Below are 19,706 nucleotides of genomic sequence, written 5' to 3'. Positions count from 1 at the left end.
CATTAATATAATCTTGTAGCGAACCATGTTAAATTCTCGAAAGGAAATAAAGATGACATTAAAAGATAAGGATACGCCAATAATTGCAAAAATATTTGCAGCTATTACTGTTGGATATGCATTATCACCCATAGATTTAATCCCAGATTTTATCCCTATTCTTGGATGTCTAGATGATTTAATTTTACTTCCTGTACTGGTTACACTTACGCTACATTTCATACCTCATGAAATCTTTGAACGATGTAAATTAGAGGCTAAGGGGATCTGGAAAAATGGGAGGCCTAAAAAGTGGTATTACTCTATTCCTATTCTACTGATATGGTTATCCATAATTATAATGATTATAAATATTATTTGTTTCAATTAAAACACTGTACCATCGAGATCCTACAATAAATATAAACTCACTAAGAAAATATAACCTCCTCTTAAGATAATCCCTTAAGAGGAGGTTATATTTTCTTATATTTATCGTAAAATTGCTTCCATTCTACACTTTAAATCTAATATTTTCTCTTCTATCATCCTTGCTGTTTGAATAAATTCAGCATCTTCTTTTCCAGATGGATCATCAAGCCCCCAGTCTTCTCTGTGCTTACATGGTAAGTTTGGGCATTGTACATTGCACCCCATAGTAATAACAATGTCTACCTCTGGTATATCTTCTAAAAGTTTGCTTCTTTGTGTTTCATTCATATCTATATTATAAAGTTGCTTCATAATTCTAACCGCATCTTGGTTAATCTGACTTCTAAGCTGGGTTCCTGCAGAATAACTTTCAAATGTATCACTTGCTAAATGTTTTCCAAGTGCTTCAGCCATTTGAGACCTACATGAGTTATGTACACAGATAAATGCTACTTTTACTTTTTGCATATTGCTTTTTCCATATCTTTCTTTGAAAGCATTCTTCCTGATGAAATAACCTTTTCATCGACCATCAGCGCAGGCAAACTCATGATACCATACTTCATTTGTTCTTTAATATCTGTTACTTTATCAAGGGTTGCATCAAGGCCTTGCTCTTTAATAATCTCTTCTGCATAACCATACATCATTGTACATTTTGAGCAACATGCCCCAAACACTTTAATATTCATATCCCTATCACCTTTCCTATTTACATGATTAAAAATGAAAAAGCATTAAATCCATAACCAATCATCATGATACCTATTACAACAATCCCTACAAATATAGTAAGTAACTTGGGCTTGATTACATTTTTTAGCATAATGATTGATGGTAAAGATAATGCTGTTACTGCCATCATAAATGATAAAACTGTCCCTAGCCCTACCTCCTTATAGAGTAAAGCCTCTGATATAGGTATGGTTCCAAAAATATCCGCATACATTGGAACACCTACGAGTGTAGCAATAAGAACTGAAAAGATATTCTCCTGACCTAAAACTGCTGAAATTACCGATTCAGGTATCCAGTTATGAATTAATGCGCCTATTCCTACACCTATTAGTACATACTTCCATACTCTCACAAAAATTTCTTTTACTTGGTCTTTGGAGTAACTTAGTCTCTCTCTCTTTGTCAAAGTAGGGAGTGTAATATCTATTCTCCCTTCCACATGTTCAAAGACAAAAGGCTCTACGTACTTTTCTAATTTCAGCTTACTAATAATAGTTCCACCTACTACAGCTAAGATAATCCCAACGATTACATAAGCCATGGCAATATTCCATCCAAAAATACTGGCTAATAATAACACCGATGCCAAGTCTACTAATGGAGAAGATATTAAAAATGAAAAGCTCACCCCTATTGGTAATCCTGCTTGTGTAAACCCTATAAAAAGTGGAATACTCGAACAACTACAAAATGGAGTAACTGTTCCTAATAAAGCACCCATAACATTCCCGGCAATACCATTAAATCTACCTAGAATCTTTTTAGTTCTTTCGGGTGGAAAATAACTCTGAATATAAGAAATTATAAAAATTAGTGCTGCTAACAAAATAAAAATTTTTATAGTATCATATACAAAAAAGTGTATACTACCGCCTACTCGTGTTGCCATATCCAACTCAAATACATCTTCTACTAGCCATTGTATCAAATTATATAACCACTTCATCTGGAGCAACTGTTCATTGAACCATTCAAACACCATTACCCCTCCTCTATCTTACAACTACATTGTTCTTTATGTGATAATAGTTCATCCATAAATTCTTTATACTCTGTCACTTTAGTTTCATTAAGTTTATATTTCATCCATATCCCATCTTTTCTCGCAAGAACAAGATCACATTGTGTAAGCATCTTCATGTGATAGGATAAGGTTGGCTGTGTAATATTCAATCCTTCTAAAAGGTTACATGCACAAAGTTCACCACAAGAAAGCATATCTAAAATCCTCAATCTTGTTTCATCAGCTAGTGCTTTGAGTAAAGGGACATACTCACTATAACTATATTTCATCATCATTCCTCCTGTGTATAAAACACATAGATAACCATCTATATATCAATATATTATCCAACATATAGATAAATGTCAATATGTTTAAAATATCTATCTTTAAAACTTTGTTTATAATAAAAATATATCATTACATAGTATCTCTAATAAGTGCTATATTTCTATCCTATCCCATAATATAATTTAATCATTTTTGCACTCTATAAAAGCCATCCTAAAATGTTATTTTTAGGATGGCTTACTCTATTCTCTTTATTTTTTTATATAGTCTACTTAAATTGATAAAATCTTATTTCCTGCTTTTAGAGCTTCTGTCAATGGAATCCCCATTCCAATCACCTCTATACCTTGATTTATTAATTCTGCTTCTACACCATATCTAGAAGCACATGTTGCACATGCACGTACTTCTACGCCTGCGTGCTTAGCCATTTGAATTTCTAACTGAATATCTTCATCTATAGCTGTAAGTTGAGCCGATGGCCCCCATATAATCACTTCTACTTCTTCCCACCATCCTTGAAGTTTTGCATTTTTAGCATACATAAATACCATATGCAAGGCTACTTCTTTGTCTCTTGTTACCCATAGTACTGTTAGCTTATTATTCTCCATAATCCCCTCCATAAGTAATTTATTATAATTGATCTTTTTTCATGATATACATGGCATCATCAGCTTGTTTTAATATTGTATCTAGGTACTTCTTCGAAATTTTAAAGTTTTCTGTATAGGTATACCCCCAGTCAATATCTACATGACTTTGTTCCTTAGATTCAAGAGGTATCTTCCTTATTTCATTCTGTAGTAATTTCATTTTAGAAACAATCTGATCTTTTGGGTAATTCACTAATACTATTACAAACTCATCCCCACCTAAGCGAATAACAGAATCTTGGCTTCTTATATTTTTCTTAAATAGAGAGGCGACTTCTATTAATACATGATCTCCTGTTTCATGTCCCATTGTATCATTAATTTTCTTAAATGCCTTTAAATCTACCATAATAAATGCTACTTGCTTCGATACTTCATTATTATTGTGATAAAGAAAACGGAATTCTTCTAAATATCTTCGGTTGTATACTGAAGTGAGCGCATCCTCATAAATCTTACGATAGGTATCTGTTATAAGTTCAATAATTGTTTTATCTCCTTCAGCACTCATTCCAAACTTTTCAAACAGTGAATGATCTGCAACTCCATTAACAATTTCTAATATTAACTCATGGACCTTTCCCGTTTCATCCACTACCTTAACAGGTCTTGAAACAACGTGATAAACTTCATCATCTCGAAATTCGTATTTTTCTTTTGGACTTCCTGTTAAGAGAGCATTCATACTTGTACAATTCTCACAGCGTGCTTCCTTATTCCACATTTTATAACATTGATGTGTCTTCTCTATACTCTTTGTCTTTGCCCTAAAGGACATTACCTTTGTTTCCCTAGTGTCAACAAGACGAACTACATCAAAAAACGGTTCCATATATTGTATTGCTTCTTTTATTTTATTTATATTTTGTATTTCTATCATTTTTATAGTATCCTCTAGTCAAATTCCATATTTATGGTTATATACTGAACGCCTTTATATTTAACGGTTAAGAACTAGACATTTTATATTATTTATGTATTCTATTTATAAACTTATTATTTTTATTATACTAAACCTCACGATTGCATACAACTTATGATTATTTACTTCTATCCTACTTATTGTATTTTTAAGTATTAAGCTATGGTATCTATATGATGAAATGATTATATATGGTATTGAACCTCCCAAATACATATTACTTCAAAGTACTAGAAATATTAAAAAGCATAAATCCATGTAGATTTATGCTTTTTAATACTCAATATTCTTATTGCTCTTTTTAAAGTGATAAAATGGTTTTTTATAAATAATTTTTTCAATTGCTTACATAGAATTCCATCATATCATCTAATCTTAGACAGCCAAGTTTCTTAGATTCATATGATCCACAATCAATTCCTATTTTATCATTATATTGTTTTTCATCATCCTCTATATAGCTATACCATATTTTATGTTCATTACATAGAGACTGGGTAAAAGTATGACCAAATATAACTGTTATATCTTTTCTACAAGGGGCCTGAGTAAACTCATCCCTTATCCAAATCATATCCCTTCTACTTTGTTGATCTATAGCCTTTTCCAATTCATACTCACCAAAAGCACGAATTCCACCATGTACTAGCAAGAACTTTCTATTATTCACTTCTATGAATTTATATAAAACAGCCTGTGTTAAAAAATCTTTAATTTTTTCTTTTTCTTCTACTTTTAGCCTATTATATTGCTCTAATGTTACCTGCCCACCATTACAATCTCTTAACCAATTATTAAAGATTTTTTCTTCTCCCGTATATAGACTAAGCATCATATCTTCATGGTTACCTATAATAAATTCTATATTGGGATGCTCCATTGCTAATTTAAGGGTCTCTATAGACTTTTCTCCTCTATCTATTAAATCCCCTAGTATATATAATGTATCATCTACTTTTAAATTTATCCTTTCTAGCATTTTTTCAAATAATTCTAATTCCCCATGTATATCACTCATGACATAAATCATGGCTTTATCCCCCTTACACTATGCAATTATATATTGTAGTATATTTTTAAAATACATTTACTTTAATATATCATATAAATTTTTATAATGCATTATTTCATAACTTGTATCAATTTCTTTCCACTGGTGATGGTTCAATCCATATACTCTCAAAACTAAAAGACAAGGATTTTTTAAGAGTGAACCCCTAAAATATTTACTCTCCAATTATTAAGTAATGCCATTCGCTAGACTACGTTACGCTCATGATAGCTAGCGTCATATACTTTCCAAAGTCATATTGCTCACACTCAATAATATTACAAAAATCATGTAATATTACTGAGTGCACAGGCTTCGCCCTATGCTGACAAAATAAAAAAGTTCCAAATGAGAGCTAGCTCTCATTGGAACTTTTTTATTTTGTCAGCGCGTTGCTAGTAGCTTTCGCGACTATTCAAACTCAATAGTTGCTGGTGGTTTGCCTGTGCAGTCATAGAGTACACGGTTAACACCTTTAACTTCGTTTACAATTCTTGTTGTTACTTTCCCAAGTACTTCCCATGGAAGGTCAGCTGATTCTGCTGTCATAAAATCACTTGTTGTTACTGCTCTTAATGCGATAGCGTAATCATATGTTCTTTCGTCACCCATTACACCTACTGAACGCATGTTTGTAAGAGCTGCGAAGTATTGACCAATTTCTTTGTCGATACCTGCATTTTTGATTTCTTCACGATAAATCCAGTCTGCATCTTGTACAATGCGTACTTTTTCTGCTGTTACTTCACCAATTATACGGATACCAAGACCTGGGCCTGGGAATGGTTGACGGTATACTAAGTATTCTGGAATTTCAAGTTCAAGTCCTGCTTTACGTACTTCATCTTTGAAGAGAAGACGAAGTGGCTCGATGATTTCTTTGAAATCTACACAGTCAGGAAGTCCACCTACGTTGTGATGTGATTTGATAACAGCTGATTTACCAAGACCGCTTTCGATAACGTCTGGGTAAATTGTTCCTTGTACTAAGAAGTCTACTGCACCAATTTTTTGTGCTTCTTCTTCGAATACACGAATGAATTCTTCACCGATGATTTTTCTCTTAGTTTCTGGATCTTCTACACCTTTTAATTTTTCGTAGAATCTTTCTTGTGCATTAACACGGATGAAGTTAAGGTCATAGTTACCTTCTGGTCCGAAGATTGCTTCTACTTCATCACCTTCATTTTTTCTAAGTAAGCCATGGTCTACAAACACGCATGTTAGCTGTTTACCAATTGCTTTTGAAAGCATAACTGCTGCTACAGATGAATCTACACCACCTGATAATGCACATAATGCTTTTCCGTTACCTACTTTTTCACGAATAGCTTCAATTGTTGTTTCTACAAATGAATCCATTCTCCAGTCACCTTTGCAACCACAAATGTTGTTTACAAAGTTAGCAAGCATTGTCATACCTTCTTGTGTATGCATAACTTCTGGGTGGAATTGAACTGCGTAAAGCCCTTTCTCAGCATTTTCCATTGCAGCTACTGGACATACTGGTGTGTGTGCAGTAATTTTGAAATCTGCTGGTGCTGTTTCAATATAATCTGTATGACTCATCCAACAGATTGTTGAGTCAGAAACATTTTCAAATAATTTTGATGTTGTATCAACTTTTACTTCTGTTTTACCATATTCACTTACTGGTGCTGTTGCAACTTTACCACCTAAAAGGTGTGCTGTAAGCTGAGATCCGTAGCAAATACCAAGTACTGGTATGCCTAGTTCAAAGATCGCTTTATCACAGATTGGTGACTCCTTGGCGTATACGCTATTTGGTCCCCCTGTAAAGATAATCCCTTTTGGATTCATCTCTTTGATTTTTTCAATACTTAAGTTATAAGGATGTACTTCACAGTATACATTGTTTTCGCGAACACGTCTTGCAATAAGTTGGTTGTACTGTCCACCAAAGTCTAAAACGATAACTAACTCGTGGTTCATTTCTATTTCCTCCTCAGAATATGTGCTAATCTCTTGTTGTCTATATCTTTATATTACTTAACAAACTATAGCCTAGGCACCTATGTGCCTAGGTTATGTTTTCTTAGTATTCTACACTGTAGTTTGGAGCTTCTTTTGTAATATGAATATCATGTGGATGGCTTTCTTTAAGACCAGCACTTGTAATACGTACGAAAGTAGCTTTTTCTTGAAGTTCTTCGATTGACTCTGCACCTGCATAACCCATACCAGCACGTAATCCACCCATCATTTGGAAGATTGTATCTGCCACGCGACCTTTATATGCAACACGTCCTTCAACACCTTCTGGAACGAGTTTTTTCGCATCATTTTGGAAGTAACGGTCTTTACTTCCGTTTTCCATAGCTGCAATAGATCCCATACCACGGTATACTTTGTATTTTCTTCCTTGGTAAAGTTCTGTAGCTCCTGGACTTTCTTCACAACCAGCAAGCATTGATCCCATCATACATACGCTTGCACCTACACCAATTGCTTTAACGATATCTCCTGAATATTTGATACCACCATCAGCAATAACTGGTACACCGTAAGGTTTAGCTGCATTTGCACAATCTTCTACTGCTGTGATTTGAGGAACACCTACACCTGCAACAACACGTGTTGTACAGATTGAACCTGGTCCAATACCTACTTTAACTGCGTCTGCACCTGCTTCAATAAGTGCTACTGTAGCTTCTGCTGTTGCTACATTACCTGCAATAATTTGAAGGTCTGGATATTTTGATTTAATAAGTTTAACAGTATTGATAACACCTTGTGAGTGTCCATGAGCTGTATCTACTGTAATTACGTCAACTTTTGATTTTACAAGAGCGTCTACACGTTCAAGAACATCGCCTGTTACACCAACAGCTGCACCAACTAAAAGTCTACCTTGCTCATCTTTTGCTGCTTGTGGATAAAGAATAGCTTTTTCAATATCTTTAATTGTAATAAGTCCTTTTAAGTTACCTTCTTGATCTACAATAGGTAATTTTTCGATACGGTGTGTTGAAAGGATTTCTTTTGCTTTTGCAAGATCTGTTCCTTCCTCTGCTGTAATAAGGTTTTCACTTGTCATAACTTCTTTGATTTTACGATTATGATTTGTTTCAAAACGTAAATCACGATTTGTAATAATACCTACTAATTTTGTACCTTCGGTAATAGGAACTCCAGAGATTCTGTATTTTGCCATTAGTTCATTTGCATCATATACATAGTGGTCTGGTGTTAAGAAGAATGGATCTGTAATAACACCATTTTCAGAACGTTTAACTTTATCAACTTCTTCTGCTTGTTGGCTAATAGACATATTTTTGTGAATGATACCTATTCCACCTTGGCGAGCAATTGCAACAGCCATACGTGTTTCAGTTACAGTATCCATCCCTGCACTCATGATTGGAACGTTAAGTGTAATTTTTTTAGTAAGCTGTGTTTGAAGTGATACTTGATGTGGTAATACATTTGAGTAATTAGGTACAAGTAAAATATCATCAAATGTAATGCCTTCTTTAATAATTTTTGACATGTGAAGTTCCTCCTAGTGTTTGTTGTAATAATAGACGATATAAAAAAATTCCTCCAGCGTGCTTAGAGGAATGTACAGGCAACCAGCAACTTATGTTAACCCTATAAGCTACAGTATACCTTATTAACTTCCTCGTAGTCCACTTATTTACGGTAAGTGGGTAGATACTCTCGGCCCAATTGCCAAGTATATACGAAAAATGTTGTTTCTGTTTTTATTATCGACTATTATAGCATATCCTTTGTAAAAATGTTAGTAGTGTTTTTTAATATAATAATAACAAGTTTATACAAGAAAAATATGGACTATATACAACTAGTCCATATTTTTCTTAAATTTTTCAAACTATTCTTTTTATTAACCTCTATATTTAAAAACTTTATTAGGCGCTTGTTTGTACATAAGATTTAGCATTTCTTCATTTGGTGTAATAAGAATTTTTTGTAATTGACCATCTTTTGGGTACATAATCGCATAAGTTTCTTTTGTTCCATTACCATCACTTGCATTAATTACTTTTTGACCACGTGCAAGTTCATCTTGGTGACGTTCATCTTTAATACTAGCCATAGCATTCATCTCTTTTAAATCTAATTCTATAACACGTTTTCTTTTTTCTTTATTATAGATTACATCAATATCTAAAAGATTATTAGTTAAACTATATTCATGCTCTTTTTTTAATTTACTTGATAAAAATGTTGCTAACCAAAGTACTGCTAAAACTAAGATTGGTGCCATAAAAATAGGAAGTACAAAAAATAAAATTAAAGATACTAAAACTGCAACAGTCCATATAATTCCTTTTTGTGCTTTATCATTTTTACTCATTGTCATCGGTACTAATTGCTCTTTAAAAACATCACCCATTACTGTTTCTCCTTTTATTTTACTATGTTTTTTATTATTTTATTTTACCATAGCTTTATATTTTTTTCAAATTACTCTGCCTTTACAATTTGTCGAAATAAAGATGTTAAAAAACTTAAACTTTTTAAAATTAATGTCGTAAAATCAGTAATTTTATACTATAATATAAGAGATGTTTAATATCTAAATATTTTTAAGGGGAGTAGTCATGTCCAAATTTACAATGGAAAACGATCAATTTATCAATAATTATTTACATAGACATCTATTGATTATAACCACATTTACGTTACTACTTATTTTTCTTTATACTTTTAATTCAGCACTGTTTATATCAACCAGTAAGTTTATTATGTTTGTTATGGCAATCTATTTACTTATTAACTCACTTTCAACTAGACATATCACTCAAAACCCATTTCTTTCATATACATCTATATTTTATGGTGCCATTAATACATTACAAGGACTTCAATTTATTTTGACTTCTATTTTAGGCGTAAAAGTCAATAGCTACTACCTATCTATGGCAACTTATCATGCTGGGCGATTAAGCTTTGCTTTTATTCTCGTATTGCTTGCCTATTATTATGTACATCGTAAAGATCAATTAGAACGGGTAAGTTGGTACCTCATGGTAGTATTTATTCTTACTTGTATTGTAGCAATCCCTGCCATGATGACAGACAACTTTATTCTATTTATTAAAGGAAATTCTCTAGGTGCACTTTTCTTTAATTTACTAACTAATCTCTTTACACCTGTTGCACTCTTTATAACCTTTAAAATTTTATTTCCTTTACGCCACCAATTTCCATATACGCATAAATTGATTATGATTATCTTTTTAGTACTTGCTAGTATTATGGAACTTATTGATTTCTTATATTTTGAACCCTTAACTGCACCCCGTATTATTCCATATCTTTTCAAAATCTCTACACTTTACCTCTTTATCATTGGTCAAATTGATTGCTGTATTTTAAGACCTTTTAAAGAACTATATTCTGAACATAAGATACATGAAAAAGATATAGAAGACACACATAAAGAACTTTATCAATATTCTATCTACGCTAAACAACTAGAACATAATTTAAAAGCAAAAACGACTCATTATGAACGTATACTAAGCTTATTTCCTGAGCCATTTCTTCTTTGTATAGATGATAAAATTTTAGATACGAATCAAGCTGCTTTAGATCTTTTCCATTCTGTTAATAAACATGATTTAACAGGAAGTAGCTTATTAAGTTATTTGAAATTAGATGATGATTTGTTAGAAGCCTATAAACAACTTCCTGCTCATCCCGGTAGCCTTCTAAAAGGTGAAACCTCTCTTATTACTTTGAATAATGAAATTTACGACATTGAGTATTTGTTTACAACTACATATTTGCATGAATCTATAAATATAGTATGTATTTTGCGTAACATTACAGAGAAAAAGCAAAAAGCATTAACAGAAAAAGCTCTTGAAAAACAAAACTTAAAACTAAGCTACTTTTCTAATATTTCTCATGATATTAAGATGCCTATTAATATTATTTATAGTGCACTTCAAATGCAGTCTCATGCTACTACATTGACTGAATGCTTACATTATACTGATATGATGCAAGCCAATTCTCTTAGATTACTCAAATTAATTAACAATATCTTGGATGTCACCAAACTTGAAAATAACATGATTAATTTCGCTCCACAAATATTTAATGTAGTCGATGCCGTGGAAACGCTTTGTGAAATGTCTTATTTGTATATGCAAGAAAAAAATATTACGTACGTTTTTGATACTGACTTAGACGAGAAATTTATCCGTACCGATGCTGCTGCATTTGAACGTATTATTTTCAATCTACTTTCTAATGCCATTAAATATACACCTAATAATGGTGAACTATTTATTGCGATAATAGATTTAAATGAAAACATTGAAATTCATATCAAAGATTCTGGTATTGGTATTGCATCTGATAAAATAGATAATATTTTTGATAGATTTATCACTGCTGACCAAGGTACTAGTTCTAAAGAACATAGCTGCGGCATAGGCTTATCTATAGTAAGGGATCTTATCCACCTCATGGGAGGATCTATTCACTGTGAAAGTGTATTAGGTGAAGGTACTACTTTTATCATTCAGCTACCTACTCCTACTTTAGGGGATATAGAAATCGATTATCCTTACCAAGCAACTTATACATCACATAACATTAAAATTGAGTTCTGTGATATTGCTTAAGTTACATGTACATAAGGAGGTTATAACTTGGATTTTCTAATGATGCTTAAAGCGGGCATTCTTGGAATCGTAGAAGGTCTTACAGAGTTTTTACCTGTTTCTTCAACTGGTCACTTGATTATTTTTTCTAATCTTATTGACTTCTATAAGCACTCTGATAAAGCCTTTGTAGACTTATTCAACATGATTATTCAATTGGGTGCTATCCTTGCAGTAGTCGTTTATTATTGGAAAAAGATTTGGTCTACTGTGACTCACCTTTTTCCATCATCTAAAACGCCTTTAGCTGAAAGTGGATTATATTTCTGGGGTATGATTCTTATTTCATGTATTCCAGCAGCTGCTATTGGTCTTCCTTTTGATGATATGGTTCAGCAGTATCTTTTTAATCCTCCTGTTGTAGCCTGTACCCTATTCTTTGGTGCACTCTGGATGATTTACGCTGAAGGTAAATTTAAAGGAAATACAATTACACCATTATCTGCTACACCTGTTACACCAGGAAAAGCATTATGTGTAGGACTCTTCCAAGTTCTCTCAATTATTCCTGGTATGTCTAGGTCTGCTTCTACTATCATTGGTGGTTGGGCATGTGGTATGTCTACTGTAGCCGCTGCTGAGTATTCTTTCTTCCTTGCTATTCCCGTGATGGTAGGTCAAGCTCTTCTTCACTTTATTAAGCTTCTTAAAATGCCTACACCGCTTAATGCGAGTCAGTGGGGAGCCTTAGGCGTAGGATTTATTGTATCCTTTATCGTTGCCTTACTTGTCATTGATGCCTTCTTAAGCTTCCTTAAGAAGAAACCAATGCGTTACTTTGCTTTCTATCGTATTATCTTTGCATTTGTTGTGCTAATTGCCGGTCTATTTGGTCTTCTTGCTATTTAGACAGTACATATTAATAAGTCCCCAAGCAATACCATCTCCATAAAAGAGGCAAGAGCTAACACTTTCTATAAGTGTTCTCTTGCCTCTCATATTTATTCTAACTATTCTTACTATCTGCTACTCATCTTAGCTATTGGTATCTATATTCTTGCGTCTAAGTTCTTCTATCATCATCTCATATTGTAAATCTCCAAGTCCATATTGAGAAAATGTTGTTAACAATTCCCTTAATAATTCCTTTGTATCTTTATTGATGTTTTTGATAATATATCTACTTATTTCACTTGTTTCATCCCTATACTCTAAATATAACTTAACCATTTGATAGGTAACAGGTAATAGCTCTAGAGCTGGCATTTTGCGCTTACATACTATATCTCTATATCGTTCTAGACTTCCTTCTAATTCAAGCTCATAAGCCTCTGGTAATATTTCATCCATACTTTCGCAAGCCATACACAGCAACAAATCACCTGTATAACTTATTTGTTCTAAAAAACCTATTACTGTCAACATATTGATTTGGCAAAACATATCGTCGCCAAACCATAAGACTATCGTATCAAACTTCTCTTTAAATAGCGGTTCTAATGGTTTGAGTACAATATCTTCATACTGTTCTTTGGTTCCCTTTAAAGACCTTACTCTATTCTTGATAAAGGCCTCACTAAATATGACTTCATCAGCTTCTCCCCAGCACATGGCTTCATTAAATGAGATATATGTACACCCTTCTCGCATTTTACCTTCTCTTTGAAACCGTTCTAACATACAACCGCCATTTAGTATATGTAATACCTTACTAGAGTACTTTGCCTCTACGTCTTCTTGAAGTTTATCAATTACATAAGTAGTGATCATTTTTTCTTTCATCCCTTCATCTGGATTAGTTCCAACATACTTAGAATAGTATCTAGAAATAGGTCTTCTTTTTTGTCTATATTCATAAGGTGAGATGCCATAAAAAGTTGAAAACGCTCTTGAGAATGCTTCTTGAGAGGAGTAGCCATATTGATATGCAATATCTATAATTCTTAAATTGGTATTACATAAGGATTCTGCAGCATATTGCAATCTCTTTTTTAAAATATAACTTTTTATGGAAGTTCCTATGCTCTCCTTAAAACATACTGAACAATAATAAGGTGAATAATTAACATGCTGAGCAACATTTGTTAAAGAAATATGGTCGGTTATATGTTCATCAATATACTTCACCATTTGCCTAATATCCAATTCTTTCATGTCATCCCTCCTCTTTGCTGTATTGTATATAATTTAGACTCATCTTATATGATATTACTTGTGATTATTAATCACTTTATTCAGATTCCTAATATCCAAAAATATTCGGCCCCTCTATTCCCTTTCTCTATCCACTCTGTAATCGTTGTAAAGAATTTATCTACTGATGCATTATCCTCATAATCTGCTCTACATCTTTTCTCAATTTCTTGCCATTCTAAAAGAGTTATCTTTTGATCACCATAGTACGCATACACTTTAAAAATATCATCAAAATACGGGCTAAGTACACCTATTCCATCTTCTTCATCTGCAAAATATAAAGAGTCTTTTGACCAATGTTGCTTAGGATAAGAATGTGCATAGGCTATTTCATAGGTATCTCCACCTATTACTTTATCTGGTGTAAATACTCTTAATTCTACCATTTTATCTTCCCCCTTATTATATTACTAATATAATTTTGCTATCTCTCAATTCGTCCTAAGATATATTTTATAGTAAACATTTCTTTACCACATGGTATCACTTCTGAATCATTTATACAATTACTCATTCTCTAATCTAAATGATTGCACAAAAAAAGGACTGTATTATACAGTCCTTTTACTTTTATTACATCATACCCATTCCGCCCATGCCTGGCATTCCGCCACCTGCTGGCATAGCTGGTTCATCAGATTTGATATCTGCAACGATACATTCTGTTGTAAGGAATGTAGCTGCTACAGATGTTGCATTTTGAAGTGCACTTCTTGTTACTTTAGTTGGGTCAATGATACCACCATCGATCATATTAACATATTCTTCTGTAAGGGCATTGAAACCAACACCTACTTCTGAAGCTTTAACTTTGTCAATGATTACAGCTGCTTCAAGACCTGCATTTGCAACGATTTGACGAAGTGGTGATTCAAGTGCTTTTAAGATAATACGTACACCAGTTTTTTCATCACCTGTTGTTTCTTCAAGAAGTGGTTCTACTGCTTTAATGATGTGGATGTATGTGCTACCACCACCTGCAATGATACCTTCTTCTACAGCTGCACGTGTAGCTGCAAGAGCATCTTCAATACGAAGTTTTCTTTCTTTCATTTCTGTTTCTGTTGCAGCACCAACTTTAATAACTGCTACACCGCCTGCAAGTTTAGCAAGGCGTTCTTGAAGTTTTTCACGATCGAAATCTGAAGTTGTTTCTTCGATTTGACGACGGATAAGACCTACTCTATTAGTGATTTCTTCTTTATTTCCAGCACCATCTACGATTACTGTATTTTCTTTTGTAATTTTAACGCTTGCAGCACGTCCAAGTTGTGCTACTGTAGCATCTTTAAGATCAAGACCTACTTCTTCAGAAATTACTGTACCACCTGTAAGTGTTGCAATATCTTGAAGCATTTCTTTTCTTCTATCACCAAAACCTGGAGCTTTAACAGCTACACAGTTGAATGTTCCACGAAGTTTGTTTACTACTAATGTAGCAAGTGCTTCACCTTCTACATCTTCTGCAATGATAAGAAGTTTTGCTCCTGATTGAACGATTTGTTCAAGAACTGGTAAAATTTCTTGGATGTTTGTGATTTTCTTATCTGTAATAAGGATGTATGGATTTTCCATTACAGCTTCCATTTTTTCTGTATCTGTAACCATGTAAGCAGATAAGTATCCACGGTCGAATTGCATACCTTCTACAACATCAAGTTCTGTTGTCATAGTTTTTGATTCTTCTACTGTGATAACACCATCATTTGATACTTTTTCCATAGCATCAGCAATTAAGTTACCTACTTCATCATCACCAGCAGAGATTGCAGCAACTCTTGCAATATGTGTTTTGCTATTTACTGTTTGGCTCATACCTTTGATAGCTTCTACAGCTTTTGCTGTAGCTTGTTGCATACCACGACGAATAATGATTGGGTTTGCACCAGCTGTAATATTTTTAAGACCTTCTGTAATCATTGCTTGAGCAAGTACTGTAGCTGTTGTTGTACCATCACCAGCAACGTCATTTGTTTTTGTTGCAACTTCTTTTACAAGTTGTGCACCAATGTTTTCAAATGGGTCTTCTAACTCAATTTCTTTAGCAATAGATACACCATCATTTGTAATAAGTGGAGTACCATATGTTTTATCTAATACAACGTTACGACCTTTTGGTCCAAGTGTTACTTTTACTGCGTTCGCTAATTGATCTACACCTGATTGAAGTGATTGTCTTGCTTCCATTCCAAAACGAATTTGTTTTGCCATTTTTAGTACCTCCCTGTGCTCTTTCTATATAATAAAGATTAATTATTCAACGATTGCTAAGATATCGCTTTGTTTAACGATAATATACTCTTCTTTATCTAAAGTTACATCTGTGCCAGCGTATTTTGAATAGATAACTTTGTCGCCTACTTTTACTTGCATTTCAACTTTTTCACCGTCCACGATTCCACCTGGACCTACTGCAATAACTTCAGCTTCTTGTGGTTTTTCTTTAGCGGCACCTGTTAAGATAATACCTGATTGAGTTTTTTCTTCAGCCTCTAAATGTTTAAGTACGACTCTGTCGCCTAATGGTCTTAAATTCATAAAAATACCCTCCTTCTATAGATAAAGTATATGATTTTTTAATTGTTAGCACTCACCTATCTAGAGTGCTAATTACATCTATAATATTATGCCATTCTCTCAAAGATTGCAAGTCTAAATTTAATTATTTTCTAATTTATTTACTACAATTTTTCATTCTTACTATGGCTTCCTTTAATTCTCTTATTCTTTCGTGAATTTTTTATGTTTATATCTATTTTTAATAGATATAACTTCTGTAAAAACATAGGTATTCTGCTAGGTTTTGAATAAAAATCTACTTTTATTAGAAAGCGTAGACCTTATTCTATATTTACATATATGATTAAGCTATCTCATTACTTATTTATATAAGTTGTTCTCTCTACCATAGAAGAAGAGATACTGTTGTGCATAGCCTGCTAAGTCACCATAGTACTCTCTTGCAAAAGTTTGAATCGCCTTTAAAGAAATTTCCTTCCCTTCAAAGTACATACCTTCTATAACACGCTTAATCCATACATCTGTAGGGAACAAATCCATTTTACTGTAGGCAAAAAGTAAAATACAATCGGATACCTTAGGTCCCACTCCCTTAATTTGCATAAGCTTCTCTTTTGCCTCACTAGCAGATAAGATATAGAGTTCATTAAGATCTACTTCACCACTTGTTACTTTCTTGCAAGCATCTACAATATAAGGTGCTCTAAATCCTACCTTACATTCTCTAAGTTCTTCCTCTGTAGCTCTTAAAAGTTGCTCTGGTGTTGGAAAGGTATAGTAAGTCTTATCAGTATCATGGTCATAACCAATCTCATCACCATAGCGTTCTGTAATGTTAGCAATACATTGCTTGATATGAGGAATTGCTTTATTTTGAGAAATGATAAATGAGATAAGCATTTCCCAAGGATCTTGTTTTAATATACGGACACCGTAACCAAATTCTATCGCGGCTTTCATATAAGCATCCTTATCAGATAACGTTTTACTTATTCCTTTATAATCCGTATCTAAATCAAAGTATGCTTTCCAAATCTCATCAAACTCACCTACTGTTGTATGATGGATCATAAGATTATTACTACCTGGCTGCTGAACTAACTTAATGCGCTTTTGCTTAGCTATAAGGATATAACTATTTTCATTAATTTGTTCAAACCTAAAAACCTGTCCACTTTCTAATATCTGTCCAATATCAAAACACTCTACTTGTTCTACTATTAGATTACTTACCATCGACTCACATCCTTCAGTAAAATGCTTGAAAATACTTTTCATATTATTACCATTTACTACTCTTTTATCCAAAATAATCTTTTTTAAATTTGACTTTAATATTCTTAATAAGTCTATTCAATATGTTATAATAGGGCTATACCCTAAATACCATATAGAGTTGAGTTCTAGAGCAGATTAATATACTTACTTTACTCAAACTCTGTTTATTATACTATGATAGGAGACCTTTATGAAAGATAACCTTTATACCATACCTCTAACAGATGCTTTTACTGCTCATGATGAGTGCCCTTTTTGCTTTATTCATCGTACTCTTGAACAAGATGCCATTAGCTTTACTCTAGGTGCCTCTTATATGGAAGATGATATACGTGCTGAAACAGATCACCTAGGCTTTTGCAAAGACCATTATAAAAAACTTTATGACTATGGTAACCGTTTAGGTCTAGCTTTTATTTTGCACACTCATTATCAAAAGCTCGAAAAAGATTTAGATAAGCTTCTTAGTAGCACTGAGCTGCCAAGCCCTGGTTTCTTTGAACGTATGAAACGTTCAACGCCAGCTTCTTCACCTACTACAGATTCTTTACACAAACAATTAGATAGTTGCTATATTTGTGAACGTATTGACCGTAACTTTACACGTTATATGGAAACTTTCTTCCACCTTTTACAAACGAACGATGAGTTTAAAGCACTCTTCTTAAATAGTAAGGGGATGTGTCTAGAGCATTTCACTATGCTTCTTGAAATGGCACCTTCACAATTAAAAGGAGAAAATAAAACATTCTTCTTAGAAACAAGTAAAAAAATGATGAAAGAAAATCTTAAGCGTATTGAAGATGAAATTGGTTGGTTTATCGACAAAAACGACTACCGTAATGCATCTGCTCCATGGAAAAACTCACAAGATGCCCTTCCTCGCGGTATTCAGAAGCTAGCTGGCATTTATGTACAAGATGAGCCTTTCAAAAAAGCACATTAAATGCTTCTATAAAATAATCCCTAGTTACACTTCTATATAGACCTGTAACTAGGGAATTTTTCATTTACCTGCTTATTTTGTTTGGTAATGTCTAGAAGCAAATCTCCATGTGTCTTCACACATTTCATCGATATTTTTCTTAGCTTCCCAACCTAATAATTCTTTTGCTTTTGTAGCATCAGCATAACATGTACCGATGTCACCTGCACGTCTTGGAGAAATTTGATAATTTACTGGGTGTCCACAAGCTTTTTCAAAAGCTTTAACTACTTGAAGTACGCTGTAGCCATTACCTGTACCTAAGTTAATTGCTTCTACACCTGTGTGTTTGATTGCATAGTCTACTGCCGCAATATGGCCTGCTGCAAGGTCACATACGTGGATGTAATCTCTTACACCTGTACCATCTACTGTTTCGTAGTCATCTCCAAATACACTAAGTTTTTCAAGTTTGCCTACTGCTACTTGAGCAATATAAGGAAGTAAGTTATTTGGAATACCATTTGGATCTTCCCCGATTAAACCTGACTCATGTGCACCGATTGGGTTGAAGTAACGAAGTAATACAACACTCCAATCTTTGTCTGCTACATTAAGATCTGAAAGAATCATTTCTGTCATAAGTTTAGTACTTCCATAAGGGTTAGTTGTACTAAGTGGCATTGTTTCTACGAATGGTGCTTCGTTGTTCATGCCGTATACTGTAGCTGAAGATGAAAATACGATTTTTTTACAATCATATTTTTGCATCATTTTACAAAGAATTAATGTACCTGTAAGGTTATTGTGATAGTAAGTTAAAGGAATTTGTACTGATTCTCCTACTGCTTTAAGACCTGCAAAGTGGATAACTGCATCAATTTTATTTTCTTTAAATACTTGTTCTGTTGCTTCTTCATCTAATAAGTCTGCTTTGTAGAAGGCTGGACGTTTACCTGCAAGTTGTTCGATATAGTCTAATACTTCTACTTTTGAATTACATAAGTTATCTAAGATTACAACATCATATCCTGCTTCAATAAGTTGTATTGTTGTATGACTTCCGATATAACCCATACCACCTGTTACGAGAATTGCCATTTGATTCAC

General features: G+C 33.3%; 20 protein-coding genes and 1 riboswitch. Of the genes, 4 read left to right on the top strand and 16 right to left on the bottom strand.

The annotated features are described in order from the left end of the window. Window positions 1-25 precede the first annotated feature (25 nt). Window positions 26-370: a YkvA family protein gene (locus tag PBV87_RS06115; protein WP_271011518.1), complete on the top strand. Its 345-nt coding sequence runs from the start codon at window positions 26-28 to the stop codon at window positions 368-370. Between the two features lie 101 nt (window positions 371-471). On the opposite strand, the gene PBV87_RS06110 is transcribed toward PBV87_RS06115, so the two are convergent. The 10 genes from PBV87_RS06110 to PBV87_RS06065 all read right to left on the bottom strand — a co-directional run bounded on the left by PBV87_RS06110 (window position 472) and on the right by PBV87_RS06065 (window position 9,453). Then, window positions 472-879: an arsenate reductase ArsC gene (locus PBV87_RS06110; protein ID WP_053984870.1), complete on the bottom strand. Its 408-nt coding sequence runs from the start codon at window positions 877-879 to the stop codon at window positions 472-474. Next, a complete protein-coding gene (locus tag PBV87_RS06105) occupies window positions 867-1,103 on the bottom strand; it encodes a thioredoxin family protein (RefSeq protein WP_271011517.1) in 237 nt (78 codons plus the stop codon). The genes PBV87_RS06110 and PBV87_RS06105 overlap by 13 nt, the downstream gene beginning before the upstream one ends. Before the next feature lie 20 nt (window positions 1,104-1,123). Further along, complete coding sequence (locus PBV87_RS06100) at window positions 1,124-2,131, bottom strand: permease (protein ID WP_271011516.1); 1,008 nt, start codon at window positions 2,129-2,131, stop codon at window positions 1,124-1,126. After that, a complete protein-coding gene (locus PBV87_RS06095; RefSeq protein ID WP_053984873.1) occupies window positions 2,131-2,442 on the bottom strand; it encodes an ArsR/SmtB family transcription factor in 312 nt (103 codons plus the stop codon). The genes PBV87_RS06100 and PBV87_RS06095 overlap by 1 nt, the downstream gene beginning before the upstream one ends. 273 nt (window positions 2,443-2,715) lie before the next feature. Continuing rightward, the gene (locus PBV87_RS06090; protein ID WP_271011515.1) at window positions 2,716-3,057 is read right to left on the bottom strand and encodes a DsrE family protein; all 342 of its coding nucleotides are present in this window, start codon (window positions 3,055-3,057) and stop codon (window positions 2,716-2,718) included. A gap of 22 nt (window positions 3,058-3,079) precedes the next feature. Then, window positions 3,080-3,979: a GGDEF domain-containing protein gene (locus tag PBV87_RS06085; RefSeq protein WP_271011514.1), complete on the bottom strand. Its 900-nt coding sequence runs from the start codon at window positions 3,977-3,979 to the stop codon at window positions 3,080-3,082. Between the two features lie 379 nt (window positions 3,980-4,358). Next, complete coding sequence (locus PBV87_RS06080; protein ID WP_271011513.1) at window positions 4,359-5,051, bottom strand: metallophosphoesterase; 693 nt, start codon at window positions 5,049-5,051, stop codon at window positions 4,359-4,361. A 432-nt stretch (window positions 5,052-5,483) separates the two neighbouring features. Beyond that, complete coding sequence (gene guaA, locus PBV87_RS06075) at window positions 5,484-7,025, bottom strand: glutamine-hydrolyzing GMP synthase (RefSeq protein WP_271011512.1); 1,542 nt, start codon at window positions 7,023-7,025, stop codon at window positions 5,484-5,486. 103 nt (window positions 7,026-7,128) lie between these two features. Beyond that, the gene (guaB, locus tag PBV87_RS06070) at window positions 7,129-8,583 is read right to left on the bottom strand and encodes an IMP dehydrogenase (protein WP_053984897.1); all 1,455 of its coding nucleotides are present in this window, start codon (window positions 8,581-8,583) and stop codon (window positions 7,129-7,131) included. Between the two features lie 115 nt (window positions 8,584-8,698). Further along, window positions 8,699-8,799: riboswitch (purine riboswitch) on the bottom strand. 141 nt (window positions 8,800-8,940) lie between these two features. Beyond that, on the bottom strand, window positions 8,941-9,453 hold the full coding sequence (locus PBV87_RS06065; RefSeq protein WP_053984898.1) for a hypothetical protein: 513 nt from the start codon (window positions 9,451-9,453) through the stop codon (window positions 8,941-8,943). A 208-nt stretch (window positions 9,454-9,661) separates the two neighbouring features. On the opposite strand from PBV87_RS06065, the gene PBV87_RS06060 reads away from it, so the two are divergent. Beyond that, on the top strand, window positions 9,662-11,698 hold the full coding sequence (locus tag PBV87_RS06060) for a PAS domain-containing sensor histidine kinase (RefSeq protein WP_053984899.1): 2,037 nt from the start codon (window positions 9,662-9,664) through the stop codon (window positions 11,696-11,698). 27 nt (window positions 11,699-11,725) lie between these two features. Next, window positions 11,726-12,586, top strand: coding sequence for an undecaprenyl-diphosphate phosphatase (locus tag PBV87_RS06055; RefSeq protein WP_053984900.1), 861 nt, complete (start codon window positions 11,726-11,728; stop codon window positions 12,584-12,586). A gap of 126 nt (window positions 12,587-12,712) precedes the next feature. Here the strand turns inward: PBV87_RS06055 and PBV87_RS06050 are convergent, their stop codons facing one another. From PBV87_RS06050 to PBV87_RS06030, 5 genes are all read right to left on the bottom strand, one after another. After that, window positions 12,713-13,831: a helix-turn-helix transcriptional regulator gene (locus PBV87_RS06050; RefSeq protein ID WP_082238787.1), complete on the bottom strand. Its 1,119-nt coding sequence runs from the start codon at window positions 13,829-13,831 to the stop codon at window positions 12,713-12,715. Between the two features lie 80 nt (window positions 13,832-13,911). Further along, the gene (locus PBV87_RS06045) at window positions 13,912-14,259 is read right to left on the bottom strand and encodes a hypothetical protein (RefSeq protein WP_271011511.1); all 348 of its coding nucleotides are present in this window, start codon (window positions 14,257-14,259) and stop codon (window positions 13,912-13,914) included. Between the two features lie 187 nt (window positions 14,260-14,446). Continuing rightward, entirely contained in the window at window positions 14,447-16,084 is a 1,638-nt protein-coding gene (gene groL / locus PBV87_RS06040; RefSeq protein WP_053984902.1) for a chaperonin GroEL, read from the bottom strand. Window positions 16,085-16,126: 42 nt separating this feature from the next. After that, a complete protein-coding gene (gene groES, locus PBV87_RS06035; protein ID WP_053984903.1) occupies window positions 16,127-16,411 on the bottom strand; it encodes a co-chaperone GroES in 285 nt (94 codons plus the stop codon). Between the two features lie 342 nt (window positions 16,412-16,753). Further along, on the bottom strand, window positions 16,754-17,701 hold the full coding sequence (locus PBV87_RS06030; RefSeq protein WP_271011510.1) for a DNA-3-methyladenine glycosylase family protein: 948 nt from the start codon (window positions 17,699-17,701) through the stop codon (window positions 16,754-16,756). A gap of 160 nt (window positions 17,702-17,861) precedes the next feature. Here PBV87_RS06030 and PBV87_RS06025 point away from each other — a divergent pair, with 160 nt between their 5' ends. Beyond that, on the top strand, window positions 17,862-18,617 hold the full coding sequence (locus PBV87_RS06025; RefSeq protein ID WP_053984905.1) for a DUF6062 family protein: 756 nt from the start codon (window positions 17,862-17,864) through the stop codon (window positions 18,615-18,617). A 72-nt stretch (window positions 18,618-18,689) separates the two neighbouring features. Here the strand turns inward: PBV87_RS06025 and galE are convergent, their stop codons facing one another. Further along, a complete protein-coding gene (gene galE / locus PBV87_RS06020; protein ID WP_271011509.1) occupies window positions 18,690-19,697 on the bottom strand; it encodes a UDP-glucose 4-epimerase GalE in 1,008 nt (335 codons plus the stop codon). Between the last annotated feature and the right edge of the window lie 9 nt (window positions 19,698-19,706).

The organism is Holtiella tumoricola (assembly GCF_027857615.1).
Lineage (GTDB): Bacteria > Bacillota > Clostridia > Lachnospirales > Cellulosilyticaceae > Holtiella > Holtiella tumoricola.
The sequence above is the reverse complement of the archived record's forward strand: the minus strand, read 5'-3'. Positions and strand labels throughout refer to the sequence as shown.